This window comes from Halochromatium salexigens (assembly GCF_016653295.1).
Lineage (GTDB): Bacteria > Pseudomonadota > Gammaproteobacteria > Chromatiales > Chromatiaceae > Lamprobacter > Lamprobacter salexigens.
In genome coordinates this window covers 30,409-45,318 of record NZ_NHSF01000018.1, presented here as the reverse complement: position 1 = coordinate 45,318, position 14,910 = coordinate 30,409, and the positions used below count along the sequence as shown (strand labels likewise).

Genomic DNA, 14,910 nt, shown 5'->3' with positions numbered 1-14,910 from the left:
CGCATCAAGCAGCGCTTTGAAGCGCGGCTCTTCCTCGTGCGCGACCGGGCGCAGGGTGATGTCGTGCACGTTCACGCCGCTACCTCGCCAACCAACAGTGGCGGGCAGTTTGGACCAGACGAAGGGAATTGTCCAGAATCGAGGGTAAATCCCTCAACTGCTGGTCAGTCAGAGTCAGAACGGTTTCGCCCTGCCGGATTCGCATCTCGACGCTTGCGGCAGCGGGCAGTGACTGCTACCTTGATGCGCTTGCTGCCGGCCGTTGGCCGCTGGCATCCGTCAATGGTGGGCTTCGCCGGTCCCCTCGCAACGCGAAACCGTGAACTCGGTCAGGCCCGGAAGGGAGCAGCCGCAGCGGTGGAAGTGTGTGCCGGGGTGTGGCTGGCGCGGCTCGCCACCCATCCCTGCCCGCCGCTGAACGGCCGTGGATGGTCCTCTGTGCTCAGGCTCGTCCGCAACTGATCTCATGGCCTATCAGGTCCTCGCGCGCAAGTGGCGTCCCCGGTCTTTCGCCGATCTCGTCGGCCAAGCGCATGTGGTGCGCGCGCTGATCAATGGGCTCGAGCGTGGCCAGTTGCATCACGCCTACCTGTTCACCGGCACCCGTGGCGTTGGCAAGACCACGCTCGCGCGCATCCTCGCCAAGACGCTCAACTGCGAGCAAGGCGTCGGTCCCACCCCTTGTGGAGTCTGCTCGGCCTGCACCGAGATCGATGCCGGGCGCTTCGTCGATCTGCTCGAGGTCGATGCCGCCTCGCGCACCAAGGTCGACCAGACCCGCGAGCTGCTCGATAACGTCCCCTTCGCACCGGTGCGCGGTCGCTACAAGGTCTATCTGATCGACGAGGTCCACATGTTCTCGGCGAGCAGCTTCAATGCGCTGCTCAAGACCCTGGAAGAGCCGCCGCCGCATGTGAAGTTCGTGCTCGCCACCACCGATCCGCAGAAGTTGCCGGCGACGGTGCTCTCGCGCTGTCTGCAATTCAACCTCAAGCGGCTGTTGCCGGAGCAGATTCAGGAGCACTTCGTCGGCGTGCTCGAGGCCGAGGGCATCGGTTTCGAGCCGCCGGCGTTGCGCCTGCTCGCGCGCGCGGCCGACGGCAGCATGCGCGATGGGCTGAGCCTGTTGGATCAGGCCATCGCCTTTGGCGCCGGTCAGGTGGCGGTCGATGATGTGCGCGCGATGCTCGGCACCGGTGGCGGTGAGCTGACGCTCGATCTGCTGGAGGCGCTGGCGCGGGCCGATGGCGCGCGGGTACTCGCCGAGATCGGCCGCATCGCCGAGCTGACGCCGGATTTTTCCAGCGTGCTCGCGGATCTGCTCGCGGCCTTGCACCGGATCGCATTGGCGCAGCAGGTGCCAGCGACGCTCAAGGGCGATGACCCCGACGACCAGCGTCTGGAAACCCTGGCCGGGCAGCTTGCCGGCGAGGATGTGCAGCTCTATTACCAAGTCCTGCTGACCGGGCAGGGTGATCTCGCCCTGGCGCCCGATCCACGCGCCGGGCTCGAGATAGTGCTGCTGCGCGCGTTGGCGTTTCGCCCGGCCGTGGTCGGGGAGAGTGGCTCGCCGCCGCCTTCCTCGTCAATGGCGCCGTCATCGTCTGCGGTGTCGTCTTCGACAGCTCCGCCGTCGTCGCCCGCGACCGGCTCGCGCTCCGGGGCGTCGTCCGAGATCAGGTCGGTCTCCCAAGGCCGGGCTGCGAGCAATGCCGCGAGCACTGCTGTCGATAGTAGCCAGTCCACCGCTCAGGGCGCAACGGAGGCTCGACTTGATCTGCTGCCGAGTTCGTCCTCGGCACCGCCGTTACCCTCTGCGTTGCCTCGCTCGCAGGGGTTGCAGTCGGACGATGATTGGGCGCGCTTGGTCGCTGGCATGGACCTAGGGGGGTTAGCGTTGGAATTGGCACGCCATTGCGCACTCGCTGCCTGGGATGGAACGCGGCTGCGGCTCGTGCTCGATCCAGGCCATCTGCATCTGCGTACCACCGGTGCCGAACAGCGGCTCGGGGCGGCCTTGGCTTCGGCCTTGGCGTGCGATGACCTACGCTTGGAGATCGCGACGGATGCGCCAACCGCGGACACCCCGGCGCAGCGGCGAGCGCGCGATGAAGCGCGGCAAATGGTCGAGGCGCAACAAACCCTGGCGGCGGACCCGGTTGCGCAGCAGTTGCGCGAACGCTTCGATGGCGAGTGGATACCCGGTACGCTAACGGCCTTGCGCGCCGGAGCGGAGAGTGGATGACGGCATCGCTGCGGCGCTGTCGAGCCCGATTTTTTGATCACCAACGAGAGGGTTGAATTATGAAGAATGGATTGGGTGGGATGCTAAAGCAGGCTCAGAAGCTGCAGGAAGATATGAAGAACTCGCAAGAGCGATTGGCGAACGAGGAGTTGATCGGCGAGTCCGGCGGGGGAATGGTCAAGATCACTATGAACGGCCGCCATGAGGTGAAGCGCGTTGAGGTTGACCCGACGTTGATGGGCGACGACAAAGACATGCTTGAGGATCTGCTGGCCGCGGCCTTCAATGACGCGGCGCGGCGTGTGGCCGAGAAGGCGCAGGAGAGCATGGCGGAGCTAACAGAGGGCCTGCCGTTGCCACCCGGGATGAAGCTGCCGTTCTGAGTCGGTCGCTGGCTGGTGTCATTGGCGGTTATCCCCGGTGTCCGATTCAAGCCTGCTGAATCAGCTCATCGAGTCGCTCCGGTGTTTGCCCGGGATCGGGCCAAAATCGGCGCAGCGCATGGCCTTTCATCTGTTGGAGCGCGATCGTGACGCGGGACGCCAGTTGGCGCGGGTGATGGACGCGGCGATGGAACGCATCGGGCGTTGCGAGCGTTGCCGCACCCTGACCGAGCACACCCGTTGTCAGATTTGCGCGAACGCGCGCCGCAATGTCAGCCTGCTCTGTATCGTCGAGCAGCCATCGGATATCGTTGCCATCGAGCAGGCAGCGGACTACGACGGGCTCTATTTTGTGCTTGGTGGGCGTTTGTCTCCGCTCGATGGCATCGGTCCCGAGGAACTCGGCCTCGATCGGCTCGAGGCGCGCTTCAACGAACCCGAGCTTGATGAGGCGATCCTGGCCATTAGTCCAACGGTCGAAGGGCTGGCCACAGCACACTACATCAGCGAGTTGGCGCGTTGCTCGAGTCTGCGGCTGAGCCGGATCGCCCATGGCGTGCCGCTCGGGGGCGAACTCGAATTCGTGGATGGTGGCACGCTGGCGCATGCGTTCGCCGGCCGCCAGGGGCTTTGACCGAACCCAACCCAAGAGGCGAAAAGAACCATGTCCGATACGATCTTCGGCAAGATCGCGAACGCTGAGGTGGAAGCGGACCTCGTCTATGAGGACGAGGCGGTGGTGGCCTTCCGCGACCTCCATCCTCAGGCGCCGGTGCATATCTTGGTGATCCCGCGCAAGCCGATCCCGACGCTCAATGATGCCGAACCGGATGACGCCGAGCTGCTTGGCCGTCTGCTGTTGGCCGCGGCCAAGATCGCCGAGCAGGAGGGCATCGCCGAGCATGGATACCGAACGGTCATCAACTGCAACGCTGGCGGCGGGCAGACCGTCTATCACCTGCATGTTCACCTGATCGGTGGGCGAGCCCTGCAGTGGCCTCCAGGTTGAACGACCGAGCCGGGACGCGCCGACTGAAATCCTAAAGGAGTATCCTTGAGACCATGTCATTGACCCATGATTCACCGGTGGACGACCGAGCGCCGAGCGCTGGGTCCAGCGGTGTCGGGCCTGCCTTTGAACTCAAGGCTGCCGCGTTTACCTTACCCGTGATTCGGTTGTTGCGACTGGATATGGATGCGGTGGAGGCGGAGCTGACGCCGAAGGTTCAGCAAGCGCCGGGCTTTTTCGAGCACACACCGGTGGTCATCGAACTCAGTGCCTTGCCTTCGGTGGAAGAGGACGTTGGCTTTCCGCAACTGGTCGGTCTCTTGCGCGGGCTGGGTATGATTCCGGTCGGGGTTCGGGGCGGCGGTAGCGCCCAGCATGAAGCGGCCAAGGCGATGGAGCTTGCGATCTTGGCGGACAGCGTAAAACCGTATCAAGCCGCGCGCGAGACCGAGGTCAAGGTCGATGAGTTACCAGTGACCGGACAGACGGATGAGCCACCGGTCGGCATCGAGACTGGGTCGCATCTCATCGATCGGCCGGTGCGCTCTGGGCAGCGAGTCTATGCCGCTGGCGGTGATCTGACCGTGCTTGCGCCAGTCAATTCCGGGGCCGAACTCATGGCCGATGGCAATATTCATGTCTATGCGCCCATGCGCGGCCGTGCCATGGCCGGATTGCACGGTGATACCAATGCCAGGATCTTTTGCGCCGACCTCCAGGCTGAACTCGTCTCCATTGCGGGTCACTATCGGGTGAGCGACAAGATTCCGGCCACGCTCAAAGGCCGCCGCATCCAGGTGTTTTTGGATCACCAGGTCTTGCGCATCGAGCCGCTTTAGCTAGGCGTTCGGTGGCCACCGGTCACGAGCGATTTTAGAAATAGAATCAACACACGAAGGGGAGTCCCACTTGGCCAGAACGATCGTCATTACCTCGGGAAAAGGGGGCGTCGGTAAGACCACGACCGCCGCGGCCATGGCCATGGGCCTCGCGCAGCGCGGACATCGCACGGCGGTCATCGATTTCGATGTCGGGCTGCGCAACCTTGATCTAGTCATGGGTTGCGAACGGCGAGTGGTCTATGACTTCGCCAACGTCATCAACGGTGAAGCAAATCTGAATCAAGCGTTGATTCGCGATAAACGCTGCGAGAACCTGTTCATATTGCCAGCCTCGCAGACCCGGGATAAGGAGGCATTGACCCTGGAAGGGGTTGGTCAGGTCCTGGAAGAGCTTGGTAAGACCTATGAGTACATCGTCTGCGACTCGCCGGCCGGGATCGAGCACGGCGCCTTGATGGCGATGTATTACGCCGATGATGCGTTGTTGGTGACCAATCCTGAGGTCTCATCGGTACGCGATTCCGATCGCATGTTGGGTATCCTGTCAAGCAAGTCGCGACGAGCGCTCCAGGGCGAGGAGCCGATCCGAGAGTTCTTATTGTTAACACGCTACTCACCGGAACGGGTTGCGCGGGGTGAGATGCTCGGGCTTGAGGATGTTCAGGAGATCCTGGCCCTGTACATGCTTGGGGTCATCCCTGAATCCAAGTCTGTCCTCAATGCATCCAATGCCGGTAATCCGGTGATCCTGGACCAGGAGTCCGATGCCGGTATCGCTTACAGCGACATGGTGGCCCGCTATCTAGGCGAGGAACGGCCGATGCGCTTTTTGGATCCAGAGCGGAAGGGATTGTTCAGCCGACTATTTAGGGGGTGATTGGTGGGGCTCATCGACTATTTCCGAAGCGCGGCCGGTCCCAATAAAGGATCGGCCTCCGTTGCTAAAGAGCGGCTGCGGATCCTCGTTGCACACGATCGCGCCGCCCGTGATCGGCCTTTCTACCTGCCCAAACTCCAAGAGGAAATTGTGGCGGTGATCCGCAAATATGTCGCTGTCGATAATGACGCGGTTTCGGTGAACTACGAGCAAGAGGACAGCCAAGAGATCCTGGAAGTCAACATCGTCTTGCCGGAAAGCCCACCTTAATCCGGAGCCTCTTCGAGGCCGAGTATCAAGTCCCAGTGTTCGGGCATCACCGGCATGATGGATAAGCGGTTGGCGCGTCGAACGAGCGGAAAATCCGCAAGGACATCCTCGGCATACTGCTTCAACTCGGCCAAGCGTATGTTGCGCTTAGTATGACGCCGGTAGCGGACGTCGACAAGATACCAGCGTGGATTGTCGGGATCGCTCTTCGGGTCGTAATAGTGGCTGTTTGGATCGAAGGCGGTTGGGTCTGGATAGCCGACGCTGACCACCTCGATGAGGCCGACGATGCCGGGCTCCTTGACGTTGGAGTGGTAGAAAAAGCCGAGATCACCGACCTGCATCTGATCACGCATCATGTTGCGCGCCTGGTAGTTGCGGACTCCATCCCAGGGCTCGGTCTGCTTGGGTCGAGACCTGAGGTCGTCGATGCCGAAGGTATCGGGCTCTGATTTGAATAACCAGTAGGCCATGCACCTCTCCGGTTGCTAATGGTTGGAACGGGTCTTAATGCGCACCGCTGAAACCGTGTGGGACGGTCTTTGCAAGTTGATGGAAGGCGCGTAACCGTGTCGGTGCGATGGCACCAGCGGCACTGGCAGCGAGGATGGCACAATCGGGTTCCTGGTGGTGCTGACAATCGCTGAAGCGGCAGCGCCCGAGGAAGGGCCGAAATTCAGGAAATCCTTGCTCCAATTCCGCGCGTTCGAGGGCGCCGAGTCGAAAACTGCGCACGCCGGGCGAATCGATGAGCCGGCCGCCCGACTCGAGCCGGTAGCTGGTGGCCGCCGAGGTGGTATGTCGGCCGAGCCCGGTAGCGCCGGATAAGACGCCGACCTGGACCTCGAGATCGGGCAGCAGCGCCTGGATGAGCGAGGACTTGCCGACCCCGGATTGGCCGACCAGGATCCCGCACTGGCCGGCAAAGCGCTGGCGCAGGGGGCCAAGGCTGGGGTCGTGCTTCAGACTCAAGGGCAGCAGCGGATAGCCGATCTCGGCATACGGCTGGAGCGCATCGAGAAAGGGCGCGCGCGCTGTCTCATCGAGCAGATCCATCTTGTTGCAGAGGATCAGCGCCGCGACCCCGATGCGCTCCGCGGCGACCAGATACTGGTCGATCAAGAATCCGGTTGGAGGTGGCTGTGGCGCCACGACGATGACCAGCAGGTCGATATTGGCGGCGAGCGGCTTCTCGGCGCCGCTGGCGTCGGGACGGCTGAGCAGGGTATCGCGCGGGTGGATCGCGGTGATCACGCCGGCCCGTGGGCCACAGGGTTGCCAAACGACCCGATCTCCGCAGACGGGATGGCCGATGTGCTGTCGGGTCACGCACTGGTGGCGGTGCGCTTGCTGATCCTCGACGATCAGGTTGGCACCGTGGCGGACGACGACGAGACCATCGCGCGCGGCCTCGTCGTCGATCGCATCGAGCGCGAGCGCGGCGCGCGCCTCGACCTTACTGCGGCGGCGCTCCTGAATGCGTTGGATGCGCGTGAGCTGTCGCTCCGAGAGACGCCGCCGAGGCATGTGCGAGCCGCCCGTTCGCGCTCGACTCTCGGCTCAAGGCTCGAAGTTGTAGTATTCGCGGTTGAGCAGTGTGGTGACGGCATCGACCTGGTCATCGAACCAGGTCAGCTCGAGGTTTTGTTCGCACATCCGCACCTGGCCGTGCAAGGCGTCGAGCGACTCGACGCGGCGCTCGTCACGCGTGTAGACCTCGGAGCCGTGACAGCCGGTGCAATTCTGGTCGACCAGGGCTTGCGCGTCGATCGCCTCTTCGGCCTGGGCCCCGAGACTGGCCGTCAGGAGGGTTGCAAGGACAAGGCTCGGCATGGACGCTTGGATCATGGGATTCTCCGCGAGATTCGGTGATCGATACTGTGACGTTGGGCAATGAGACTGTGAGCGATCGAGGCTCACTGATGCAAGTGCGGCATCGAGCCGCCTTTCAAACCCTGGGGAGCGATTGTGGTACACGAAGAGAACCTGATCTGGATCGATCTGGAGATGACCGGGCTCGATCCGTTGCGCGACCAGATCATCGAGATCGCCACCCTGGTGACCGACACCCATCTGCACATCCTCGCCGAGGGGCCGGTGATCGCCATCCATCAGCCCGAGCATGTGTTGGCGGCGATGGATGAGTGGAACCGCGACCATCATGGCCAGTCAGGCCTGCTCGAGCGGGTGCGCGCGAGCAGCGAGGACGAGCGCTCGGCCGAGCGCCAGACATTGGCATTCCTCGAGGTCTGGTGCAAGGCCGGGGCCTCGCCGCTGTGCGGAAATAGCATTTGTCAGGATCGCCGGTTCCTGGCCCGTTGGATGCCGCAACTCGAATCCTTCTTCCATTATCGCAACCTCGATGTCAGCACGGTGAAGATTCTAGCGCAGCGCTGGGCACCACGGGTGGCCGAGGCGGTCAAGAAGGAAGGTGCCCATCGGGCGCTGTCCGATATCAAGGAGTCGATCGACGAACTGGCGCACTATCGCGCGGCGCTCTTGCGGCTCTGATGGGGGGCGGTTTGTCATCCTGGCGCTGGAAGGCTATGACATGACGCGTGCGTTACCCGACAGGCAGCAGCTTCCCCGGGCGCTCTATCGCGCCGCGCAGGTCAGGGCCCTGGATCAGGCCGCGATCGAGCAAGAAGGGGTGGGCGCCGAGGCACTGATGGAGCGGGCCGGGGCTGCGGCCTTCTCGGTATTGCGCGCGCGCTGGCCGCAAGCGGGCTCGATCGTGGTCCTCGCCGGGGCTGGCAACAATGGCGGCGATGGCTATGTACTCGCCCGGCTCGCGCATCAGCATCGGCTCGGGGTGCGCCTGCTGACGCTGGGTGAGCATGAACATCTCAGCGGCCCGGCGCTGGCCGCCGCGCGTGCCTACCGCGACGCAGGCGGCAGTGTCGAGCCCTTCACGCGCTTGCCGCCCGATGCCGAGCTGATCGTCGATGCCCTCCTCGGCACCGGTCTCGAGCGGCCCGTCACCGGGCGCTGGGCGGATGCGGTGGCGCAGTGCAATGCGGCGCGGGCGCCGGTCCTGGCGCTCGATATGCCGTCCGGCTTGCATGCCGATAGTGGTCGCGTGCTGGGTGTTGCGCTCGAGGCTGCGGTCACCATCAGTTTCATTGGCCTCAAGTGTGGCCTTTTCACCGGCCGTGGTCCCGATCATTGCGGCGAGGTCTGTTTCGATGCGCTGCGGGTGCCGGCGCTGATCTACGCGAGCGAGATTCCGGCCGCGCGTCGCATCGACTGGCAGCAGCAACAGCGGTTGTTGCCACCACGGCGGCGCAGCGCGCACAAGGGAGCCTTGGGCTTCGTGTTGTTGGTCGGCGGCGATGCCGGCATGAGCGGCGCGCCCCGCCTGGCGGGGGAGGCGGCCTTGCGCACGGGTGCCGGTCGCGTCGCCATCGCGACCCATCCAGCGCATGCGGCGGTGCTGAACCTGAGCCGACCAGAACTGATGGTGCAAGGGATTGCCGAGCCGGACGCGGCTGAGGCTGCGTCCGCCACTGCGCCTGAGGCCGCGCTTGATCACGCCCTGTCGCGCGCGAGCGTGGTCGCGCTCGGGCCGGGTCTGGGGCAGGGGGCCTGGGGGCAGGCGCTCTATCAGCGCGTGCTCGCAGCCGACCTGCCGCTGGTCCTGGATGCCGACGGCCTCAATCTGCTCGCCCAGGCGCCACAGCGTCGCGAGCACTGGGTGCTGACACCGCACCCCGGTGAAGCGGCGCGACTGCTGGACAGCTCGGTCGCCGAGGTCGAGGCCGATCGCCTGGGCGCGGTGCGGCAACTGCAGGCGCGCTATGGCGGCGTCGTGGTGCTGAAGGGCGCCGGCAGCCTGATCCAGGGCCCCGGGCCGCGCCCGAGCGCGCTCTGTATCGATGGCAACCCAGGCATGGCCAGCGCCGGCATGGGCGATGTGCTCACCGGCATCATCGCCGCCCTCCTCGGTCAGGGGCTGGAGCCGGTCCTGGCCGCCGAGGTGGGTGTCTGCTTGCACGCGGCGGCTGGCGATCGGGCGGCCAAGCCGGGTGAGCGCGGCCTGATCGCGAGCGACCTGATCGCCGCCTTGCAGCCCCTGCTCGGGTTGGCCGAGAGAGGGGCCGCCGAGAGAGGGGCCGACAGACAGGCCGAGCGACGATGATGCGCCACACACAGACTCCGATCACAGTCGAGGTGGCCGGCGAGGCCGCGCAGCTCGAGTTCGGCGCACGCCTCGCTACGTTGCTTCGGGCGTATCGCGGCGTGATCTATCTGCACGGTGAGTTGGGCGCCGGCAAGACCACCTTGGTGCGCGGTCTGCTGCGCGGGCTTGGTTATCAGGCGCCCGTGCGCAGCCCGACCTATACCCTGATCGAGCCCTATGAGGTCGTCGAACCGCCGGTGGTGCATCTGGACCTCTATCGCCTGGCCGATCCCGAGGAACTCGACTATCTCGGTCTGCGCGACCTGCTCGAGCGCCCCGCTTTGATCCTGGTCGAATGGCCCGAGCGGGGTGCGGGCGCGCTGCCACCGGCGGATCTCGCGTTGTTCATCGAGTATGCCGGGGGGGCTGGCGGCGAGCAGACCGACGAGTATGCAGGCGGACAGGCTGGTGAGCGTCGTCGGATCAGGCTCACCGCGTGCCCGCAATGGGCGCCCCTGCTGGCGGCCTTGGCGCACGCCGATTGAGCGGCGCTCACGTCCAGTGGCATCAGCGCGACAGCGAACTCGAGACGTCGTCAAGAACCCCTTCCAAGCAACCGTTCAGACTTGGAAAAGTCGCGCGCGACGACTATGCTCTAAGAGGTAAAAATGCCACCTTACACCAGGTGGTCGCGACGACGGATGGGTACCTCACGCATGCTTTGGATGCTGGTTCGATACAGTCTTTTGATCAGTCTCATGGGTCTGAGCGGCTTGGCCTTTGGCGAGCAGGTCGGTGTCGATGGCGCGCGCATGTGGAACGGGCCTGAGTACACGCGCTTCGTCGTCGACCTTGCCGGGCCGATCGAGCACAAGGTCTTCGCGCTGGAGAATCCGCATCGGCTCGTCGTCGATCTGATCGATGCCCGTCTCGAATCGGACCTCCCCGCGCCCGCTGGCGATGATCGGGTGGTCGCCGGTCTGCGCAGTGGGGTGCGCGCGGGCGATGATCTGCGCATCGTGCTGGATCTCAAGCAGCCGGTGCGCGCGAAGAGCTTTGAGTTGGCACCGAACAAGGAGTACGGTCACCGCCTGGTGATCGATCTATCGCCGCGCGCTAGGACGGCGAGCGCGCAACAAGCGCTCCCCGCTGAGCGGCCGGCGCGGCGCGATCTGGTCATCGCCGTCGATGCCGGCCACGGCGGCAAGGACCCGGGCGCTGTCGGGCCGAACGGGACGCGCGAGAAAGACATCACCCTGGCCATCGCGCGCAAGCTCGCCACCCGCATCGATGACCATCCTGGCATGCGCGCGGTGCTGGTCCGCAACGACGATCGTTTCATCCGCCTGCGGCAGCGTATCGCGATCGCGCGCAAGCACAGAGCAGATCTCTTCGTCTCGATTCACGCCGACGCCTTCCATGATCGGCGCGTGCGCGGTTCCTCGGTCTTCACCCTCTCGGCCGGTGGGGCCACCAGCGAGGCCGCGCGCTGGCTGGCCGAGCGTGAGAACCGCGCCGATCTCATCGGCGGCGTTGATCTCAAGCAACGCGATGACCTGCTCGCCTCAGTGCTGATCGAGATGAGTCAGAACGCCACCATCGAACTCAGCAGCATCGCGGCCGCCAAGGTCTTGGCCAAGCTGCAACGGCTCGGCGAGGTCCATCAGCAGCGCATTCAGCAAGCGGGCTTTGCGGTGCTCAAGTCGCCGGACATTCCATCGATGCTGGTCGAGACGGCCTTCATCTCGAATCCAGATGAAGAGAAACGCCTGCGCGATACGAACTACCAGAACGAGCTGGCCGCAGCCATCCTGGAAGGCATCGTTGAATATTTCGGCGAGTATCCACCACCTGGCACACGCTTCGCTAAGTCACCCCCGAGCGCGCTCTCGAAGGCGGCAATGGCAAGCGCTCAGCGGTATCGCATCCAGTCCGGCGACACCCTCTCCGAAATCGCGCGCAATCACAACGTCAATCTGAGCGTTCTGCGCGATCTTAACCAGCTCCAGGGCGACCAGATCCGTTCCGGCCAGGTGCTGATCATCCCGGGTAGTTGAGTGCGGCTTGCCGTGCCGCCGGGTTTCTGCTTCCATCGGCGCATGTCACGTATCCATCTATTACCACCGCTCCTGATCAATCAGATCGCCGCTGGCGAGGTCATCGAGCGCCCGGCCTCGGTGGTCAAGGAGTTGCTCGAGAACAGCCTCGACGCCGGCGCGCGCGTGATCCAGGTCGAACTCGAGCAGGCCGGGATCAAGCGCATCCAGGTACGCGATGACGGCGACGGCATCGGGCACGAGGATCTGATCCTAGCGGTCTCCCCGCATGCCACCAGTAAGATCAGCAGCCTGGAGGATCTCGAGGCCGTCGCGAGTCTCGGGTTTCGCGGCGAGGCCTTGCCGAGTATCGCGTCGGTGGCGCGGCTCGAGCTGATCTCGCGCGCTCAGGGAGCCGAGCATGGTTGGCGGTTGCGCACCGATGGCACCGATACACTTGAGGCACCCGAGCCGGCCGCGCATCCGGTTGGCACCTCGGTCGAGGTCCGGGATCTGTTCTATCGGATCCCGGCGCGGCGTAAGTTCCTGCGCACCGAGCGCACCGAACTCGGCCACATCGAGCAGCTGATTCGGCGCATGGCGCTGGCTCGTGCCGATGTCGCCTTTCGCGTGCAGCACAACGGTCGCGAACTGTTCGATCTGCGCGCCGATGCCGAGGCGTCGTCGCTGTCGGTTGCCACCGCGCCGTCGCCGGCTACCGAGACCTCGCCGCTGCTCGCTGGTGCCTGCGGCGAGCGCCTGGAAACCCTGCTCGGCGCAGCCTTCGTGCAGCAGGCGCTGCGCATCGACGAGCAGGCCGAGGGCCTGAGGCTGAGCGGCTGGGTGGCGCGCCCGGCATTCTCGCGCAGCCAGGCCGATCTGCAATTCTTCTTCGTCAATGGCCGTATGGTGCGCGATAAGCTGGTTTCGCACGCGGTTCGCCAGGCGTTCCAGGATGTGCTGCATCATGCGCGCCATCCGGCCTATGTCCTCGATCTGCGGCTCGATCCACGGCAGGTCGACGTGAACGTCCATCCGGCCAAGCAGGAGGTGCGATTCCGCGAGGGGCGGCAGGTGCACGATTTCCTGTTTCGCAGCCTGCATCGGCGCCTCGCCGAGGGCGCGACGCCGAGCCATGAGCAAGCCGACAGCGGGTTGCCGGAATGGCCCGCAGGGCGACGCGCCGCCGACCCTTCAAGCAGCGCGCCACCCTCGAGTAGCGCGCCGGCGCCGAGTCAGCCTCGGTCACGCGCCCCGAGCCAGTCTCGGCTGCCCTTGCGGGTGAGCGATGGTCGCAGCGCCTATGCGGCGGCCTTGGCCCTGCAGATGCCTGATGCCGATGCCGCAGGGTTTCTGGATACCCAGCAGGCCAATCCTCCGCTGTCGAGCCCGCTGCCGACCGCCTTCTCGGATTCATTATCCGACCCGGCCGCCAATGAAGCGGATGGCCTTGGCCCAAACCAGGATCCAAGCCAAGACGCCGATCTGCCACCGCTCGGCTATGCGATCGGGCAGTTGAACGGGATCTTCATCCTGGCACAGGCCGACGATGGGCTGATCCTAGTGGACATGCACGCGGCCCATGAGCGTATCGGCTATGAGCGGCTCAAGGCGAGCTGGAGCCAGGGTGAGGTACAACAACAGCCGCTGTTGGTGCCGATCGCGCTCGCGGTTTCGGCGCGCGAGGCCGATCTTGTCGAAGAGCAGCAGGCGCTGCTGGCAAGGCTCGGCGTCAGTGTCGATCGCACCGGGCCGCAACGCCTGCTGCTGCGCGCGATCCCGGCGATCCTCGGTGGCGCCGATGCAGAGCAACTGCTGCGCGATCTGCTGGCCGATCTGCTCACCGAGGGCTCGAGTGATCGCCTGCGCGCCGCGATCGACCAGGTGCTCTCGACCATGGCCTGTCACGGCTCGGTGCGGGCCAATCGACAGCTGAACCTGCCGGAGATGAATGCGTTGCTGCGGGCGATGGAGCGCACTGAGCGCGCCGATCAGTGCAATCATGGCCGCCCGACCTGGATCAAGCTCTCGCATCAGGATCTGGACCGATTGTTCTGGCGCGGGCGCTGATGCGACCGCCGGCGATCTTCGTCACGGGCCCGACCGCGTCCGGCAAGACCGCGTTGGCGCTGGCGCTGGCCGAGCGCTTGCCCTGCGAGGTGATCAGTGTCGACTCGGCGATGGTCTATCGCGGACTGGACATCGGCACCGCGAAGCCGAGCTCGAGCGTGCTGGCGCGCGTGCCCCATCGGCTGGTGGATCTTTGCGACCCGAGCGAGGCCTATTCGGCGGCGCGTTTTCGCGAGGATGCGCTGAGCGCAATGGCCGAGATCACCGCCGCCGGGCGCGTGCCGCTGTTGGTCGGCGGCACCATGCTCTACTGGCGCGCGCTCGTCGGCGGTCTCTCGACGTTGCCCGCCGCCCACCCCGAGATCCGGGCGGTCCTCGCCGAGCGCCACGCGCGTGAAGGGGCGGCGGCGATGCACGCCTGGCTCGCCGAGGTGGACCCGGCGAGCGCGGCCAAGGTGCATCCCAATGACCCGCAGCGGGTACAACGGGCACTCGAGGTGTTCCTGGTCAGCGGGCGTCCGATGAGCGAGCTGTGGCGCCGAGAGGGCGGTGCCGCGTTGCCGTATCGGGTGTTGATCCTGGTGCGCTCGCCGGCCGAGCGCGCGATCCTGCATCAGCGCATCGCCGCGCGCCTGCAGGCGATGTGGGCGGCGGGCTTCGAGGAGGAGGTGCGCCGCCTGTATGCGCGTGGCGACCTCCATGCCGAGCTTCCCGCGCTGCGCTCGGTGGGCTATCGCCAGCTCTGGGCCTATCTCGATGGCGCGCTGAGCTGGGATGAGATGCGCGAGAGGGCGCTGGTCGCGACGCGACAGTTGGCCAAGCGCCAATACACCTGGCTGCGAGCAGAGTCGGAGGGGCAGTGGCTCTGGGATGGCGCGCAGGTCGAGCAGGAGGCGCTGGCGCTGGTCGAGGCCTTTCTCGATCGGCAATAGCGGCGGTTGATAAGGAGCGTGGCGCTGCCAAACCGCTCAGAAAGGCCGCTCAGAAAAAATCACCGAGACGATCGGCCGTGGAGGCGTCTTACCCGGTTGCGGTTTGCCGCAGCACGGGCTTTCGGC

At 65.1% G+C, this 14,910-nt stretch carries 16 protein-coding genes and 1 other RNA gene; 14 read left to right on the top strand and 3 right to left on the bottom strand.

Annotated features, from left to right (window positions below; translation table 11 throughout):
- Positions 1-293: 293 nt before the first annotated feature.
- From ffs to minE, 8 genes are all read left to right on the top strand, one after another.
- Positions 294-390: signal recognition particle sRNA small type (ffs, locus tag CCR82_RS03325), an RNA gene on the top strand.
- Between the two features lie 76 nt (positions 391-466).
- Entirely contained in the window at positions 467-2,245 is a 1,779-nt protein-coding gene (gene dnaX, locus CCR82_RS03320) for a DNA polymerase III subunit gamma/tau (protein WP_201243936.1), read from the top strand.
- Between the two features lie 59 nt (positions 2,246-2,304).
- On the top strand, positions 2,305-2,628 hold the full coding sequence (locus CCR82_RS03315) for a YbaB/EbfC family nucleoid-associated protein (protein WP_201243935.1): 324 nt from the start codon (positions 2,305-2,307) through the stop codon (positions 2,626-2,628).
- 37 nt (positions 2,629-2,665) lie between these two features.
- Positions 2,666-3,262: a recombination mediator RecR gene (gene recR, locus CCR82_RS03310; protein ID WP_201243934.1), complete on the top strand. Its 597-nt coding sequence runs from the start codon at positions 2,666-2,668 to the stop codon at positions 3,260-3,262.
- A gap of 30 nt (positions 3,263-3,292) precedes the next feature.
- On the top strand, positions 3,293-3,637 hold the full coding sequence (locus CCR82_RS03305) for a histidine triad nucleotide-binding protein (RefSeq protein WP_201243933.1): 345 nt from the start codon (positions 3,293-3,295) through the stop codon (positions 3,635-3,637).
- 53 nt (positions 3,638-3,690) lie between these two features.
- On the top strand, positions 3,691-4,476 hold the full coding sequence (gene minC, locus CCR82_RS03300) for a septum site-determining protein MinC (protein WP_201243932.1): 786 nt from the start codon (positions 3,691-3,693) through the stop codon (positions 4,474-4,476).
- A 70-nt stretch (positions 4,477-4,546) separates the two neighbouring features.
- Positions 4,547-5,356 carry a septum site-determining protein MinD gene (gene minD, locus CCR82_RS03295; RefSeq protein ID WP_201243931.1) on the top strand — a complete coding sequence of 270 codons (810 nt, stop codon included), beginning with the start codon at positions 4,547-4,549 and terminating at the stop codon, positions 5,354-5,356.
- Positions 5,357-5,359: 3 nt separating this feature from the next.
- A complete protein-coding gene (gene minE, locus CCR82_RS03290; RefSeq protein WP_201243930.1) occupies positions 5,360-5,626 on the top strand; it encodes a cell division topological specificity factor MinE in 267 nt (88 codons plus the stop codon).
- Here minE and CCR82_RS03285 read toward each other — a convergent pair.
- The 3 genes from CCR82_RS03285 to CCR82_RS03275 are packed head-to-tail and all read right to left on the bottom strand — an operon-like array spanning position 5,623 to position 7,474.
- On the bottom strand, positions 5,623-6,099 hold the full coding sequence (locus CCR82_RS03285; protein WP_201243929.1) for an EVE domain-containing protein: 477 nt from the start codon (positions 6,097-6,099) through the stop codon (positions 5,623-5,625). The two genes, minE and CCR82_RS03285, sit on opposite strands and share 4 nt — an antisense overlap.
- Positions 6,100-6,133: 34 nt before the next feature.
- Positions 6,134-7,153, bottom strand: a complete 1,020-nt coding sequence (gene rsgA / locus CCR82_RS03280; protein ID WP_201243928.1) for a ribosome small subunit-dependent GTPase A — start codon at positions 7,151-7,153, stop codon at positions 6,134-6,136.
- Between the two features lie 33 nt (positions 7,154-7,186).
- Positions 7,187-7,474, bottom strand: coding sequence for a cytochrome c (locus tag CCR82_RS03275; protein WP_201243927.1), 288 nt, complete (start codon positions 7,472-7,474; stop codon positions 7,187-7,189).
- Between the two features lie 117 nt (positions 7,475-7,591).
- Here CCR82_RS03275 and orn point away from each other — a divergent pair, with 117 nt between their 5' ends.
- The 6 genes from orn to miaA all read left to right on the top strand — a co-directional run bounded on the left by orn (position 7,592) and on the right by miaA (position 14,784).
- Positions 7,592-8,137, top strand: coding sequence for an oligoribonuclease (orn, locus tag CCR82_RS03270; RefSeq protein ID WP_201243940.1), 546 nt, complete (start codon positions 7,592-7,594; stop codon positions 8,135-8,137).
- Positions 8,138-8,177: 40 nt separating this feature from the next.
- Positions 8,178-9,764, top strand: a complete 1,587-nt coding sequence (locus CCR82_RS03265) for an NAD(P)H-hydrate dehydratase (protein WP_201243926.1) — start codon at positions 8,178-8,180, stop codon at positions 9,762-9,764.
- Positions 9,761-10,291 carry a tRNA (adenosine(37)-N6)-threonylcarbamoyltransferase complex ATPase subunit type 1 TsaE gene (gene tsaE / locus CCR82_RS03260; RefSeq protein WP_242513223.1) on the top strand — a complete coding sequence of 177 codons (531 nt, stop codon included), beginning with the start codon at positions 9,761-9,763 and terminating at the stop codon, positions 10,289-10,291. The genes CCR82_RS03265 and tsaE overlap by 4 nt, the downstream gene beginning before the upstream one ends.
- 201 nt (positions 10,292-10,492) lie before the next feature.
- A complete protein-coding gene (locus tag CCR82_RS03255) occupies positions 10,493-11,803 on the top strand; it encodes an N-acetylmuramoyl-L-alanine amidase (protein ID WP_242513222.1) in 1,311 nt (436 codons plus the stop codon).
- Between the two features lie 42 nt (positions 11,804-11,845).
- A complete protein-coding gene (mutL, locus tag CCR82_RS03250; protein ID WP_201243924.1) occupies positions 11,846-13,852 on the top strand; it encodes a DNA mismatch repair endonuclease MutL in 2,007 nt (668 codons plus the stop codon).
- On the top strand, positions 13,852-14,784 hold the full coding sequence (miaA, locus tag CCR82_RS03245; RefSeq protein WP_201243923.1) for a tRNA (adenosine(37)-N6)-dimethylallyltransferase MiaA: 933 nt from the start codon (positions 13,852-13,854) through the stop codon (positions 14,782-14,784). Before mutL ends, miaA begins: the two co-directional genes overlap by 1 nt.
- Positions 14,785-14,910: the final 126 nt, after the last annotated feature.

Coding starts and splice junctions, on each gene's coding strand:
- dnaX (WP_201243936.1), top strand. CDS start 467: ATGGCCTATCAGGTCCTCGCGCGCAAGTGGCGTCCCCGGTCTTTCGCC.
- CCR82_RS03315 (WP_201243935.1), top strand. CDS start 2,305: ATGAAGAATGGATTGGGTGGGATGCTAAAGCAGGCTCAGAAGCTGCAG.
- CCR82_RS03305 (WP_201243933.1), top strand. CDS start 3,293: ATGTCCGATACGATCTTCGGCAAGATCGCGAACGCTGAGGTGGAAGCG.
- minC (WP_201243932.1), top strand. CDS start 3,691: ATGTCATTGACCCATGATTCACCGGTGGACGACCGAGCGCCGAGCGCT.
- CCR82_RS03285 (WP_201243929.1), bottom strand. CDS start 6,099: ATGGCCTACTGGTTATTCAAATCAGAGCCCGATACCTTCGGCATCGAC.
- rsgA (WP_201243928.1), bottom strand. CDS start 7,153: ATGCCTCGGCGGCGTCTCTCGGAGCGACAGCTCACGCGCATCCAACGC.
- CCR82_RS03275 (WP_201243927.1), bottom strand. CDS start 7,474: ATGATCCAAGCGTCCATGCCGAGCCTTGTCCTTGCAACCCTCCTGACG.
- CCR82_RS03265 (WP_201243926.1), top strand. CDS start 8,178: ATGACGCGTGCGTTACCCGACAGGCAGCAGCTTCCCCGGGCGCTCTAT.
- tsaE (WP_242513223.1), top strand. CDS start 9,761: ATGATGCGCCACACACAGACTCCGATCACAGTCGAGGTGGCCGGCGAG.
- mutL (WP_201243924.1), top strand. CDS start 11,846: ATGTCACGTATCCATCTATTACCACCGCTCCTGATCAATCAGATCGCC.
- miaA (WP_201243923.1), top strand. CDS start 13,852: ATGCGACCGCCGGCGATCTTCGTCACGGGCCCGACCGCGTCCGGCAAG.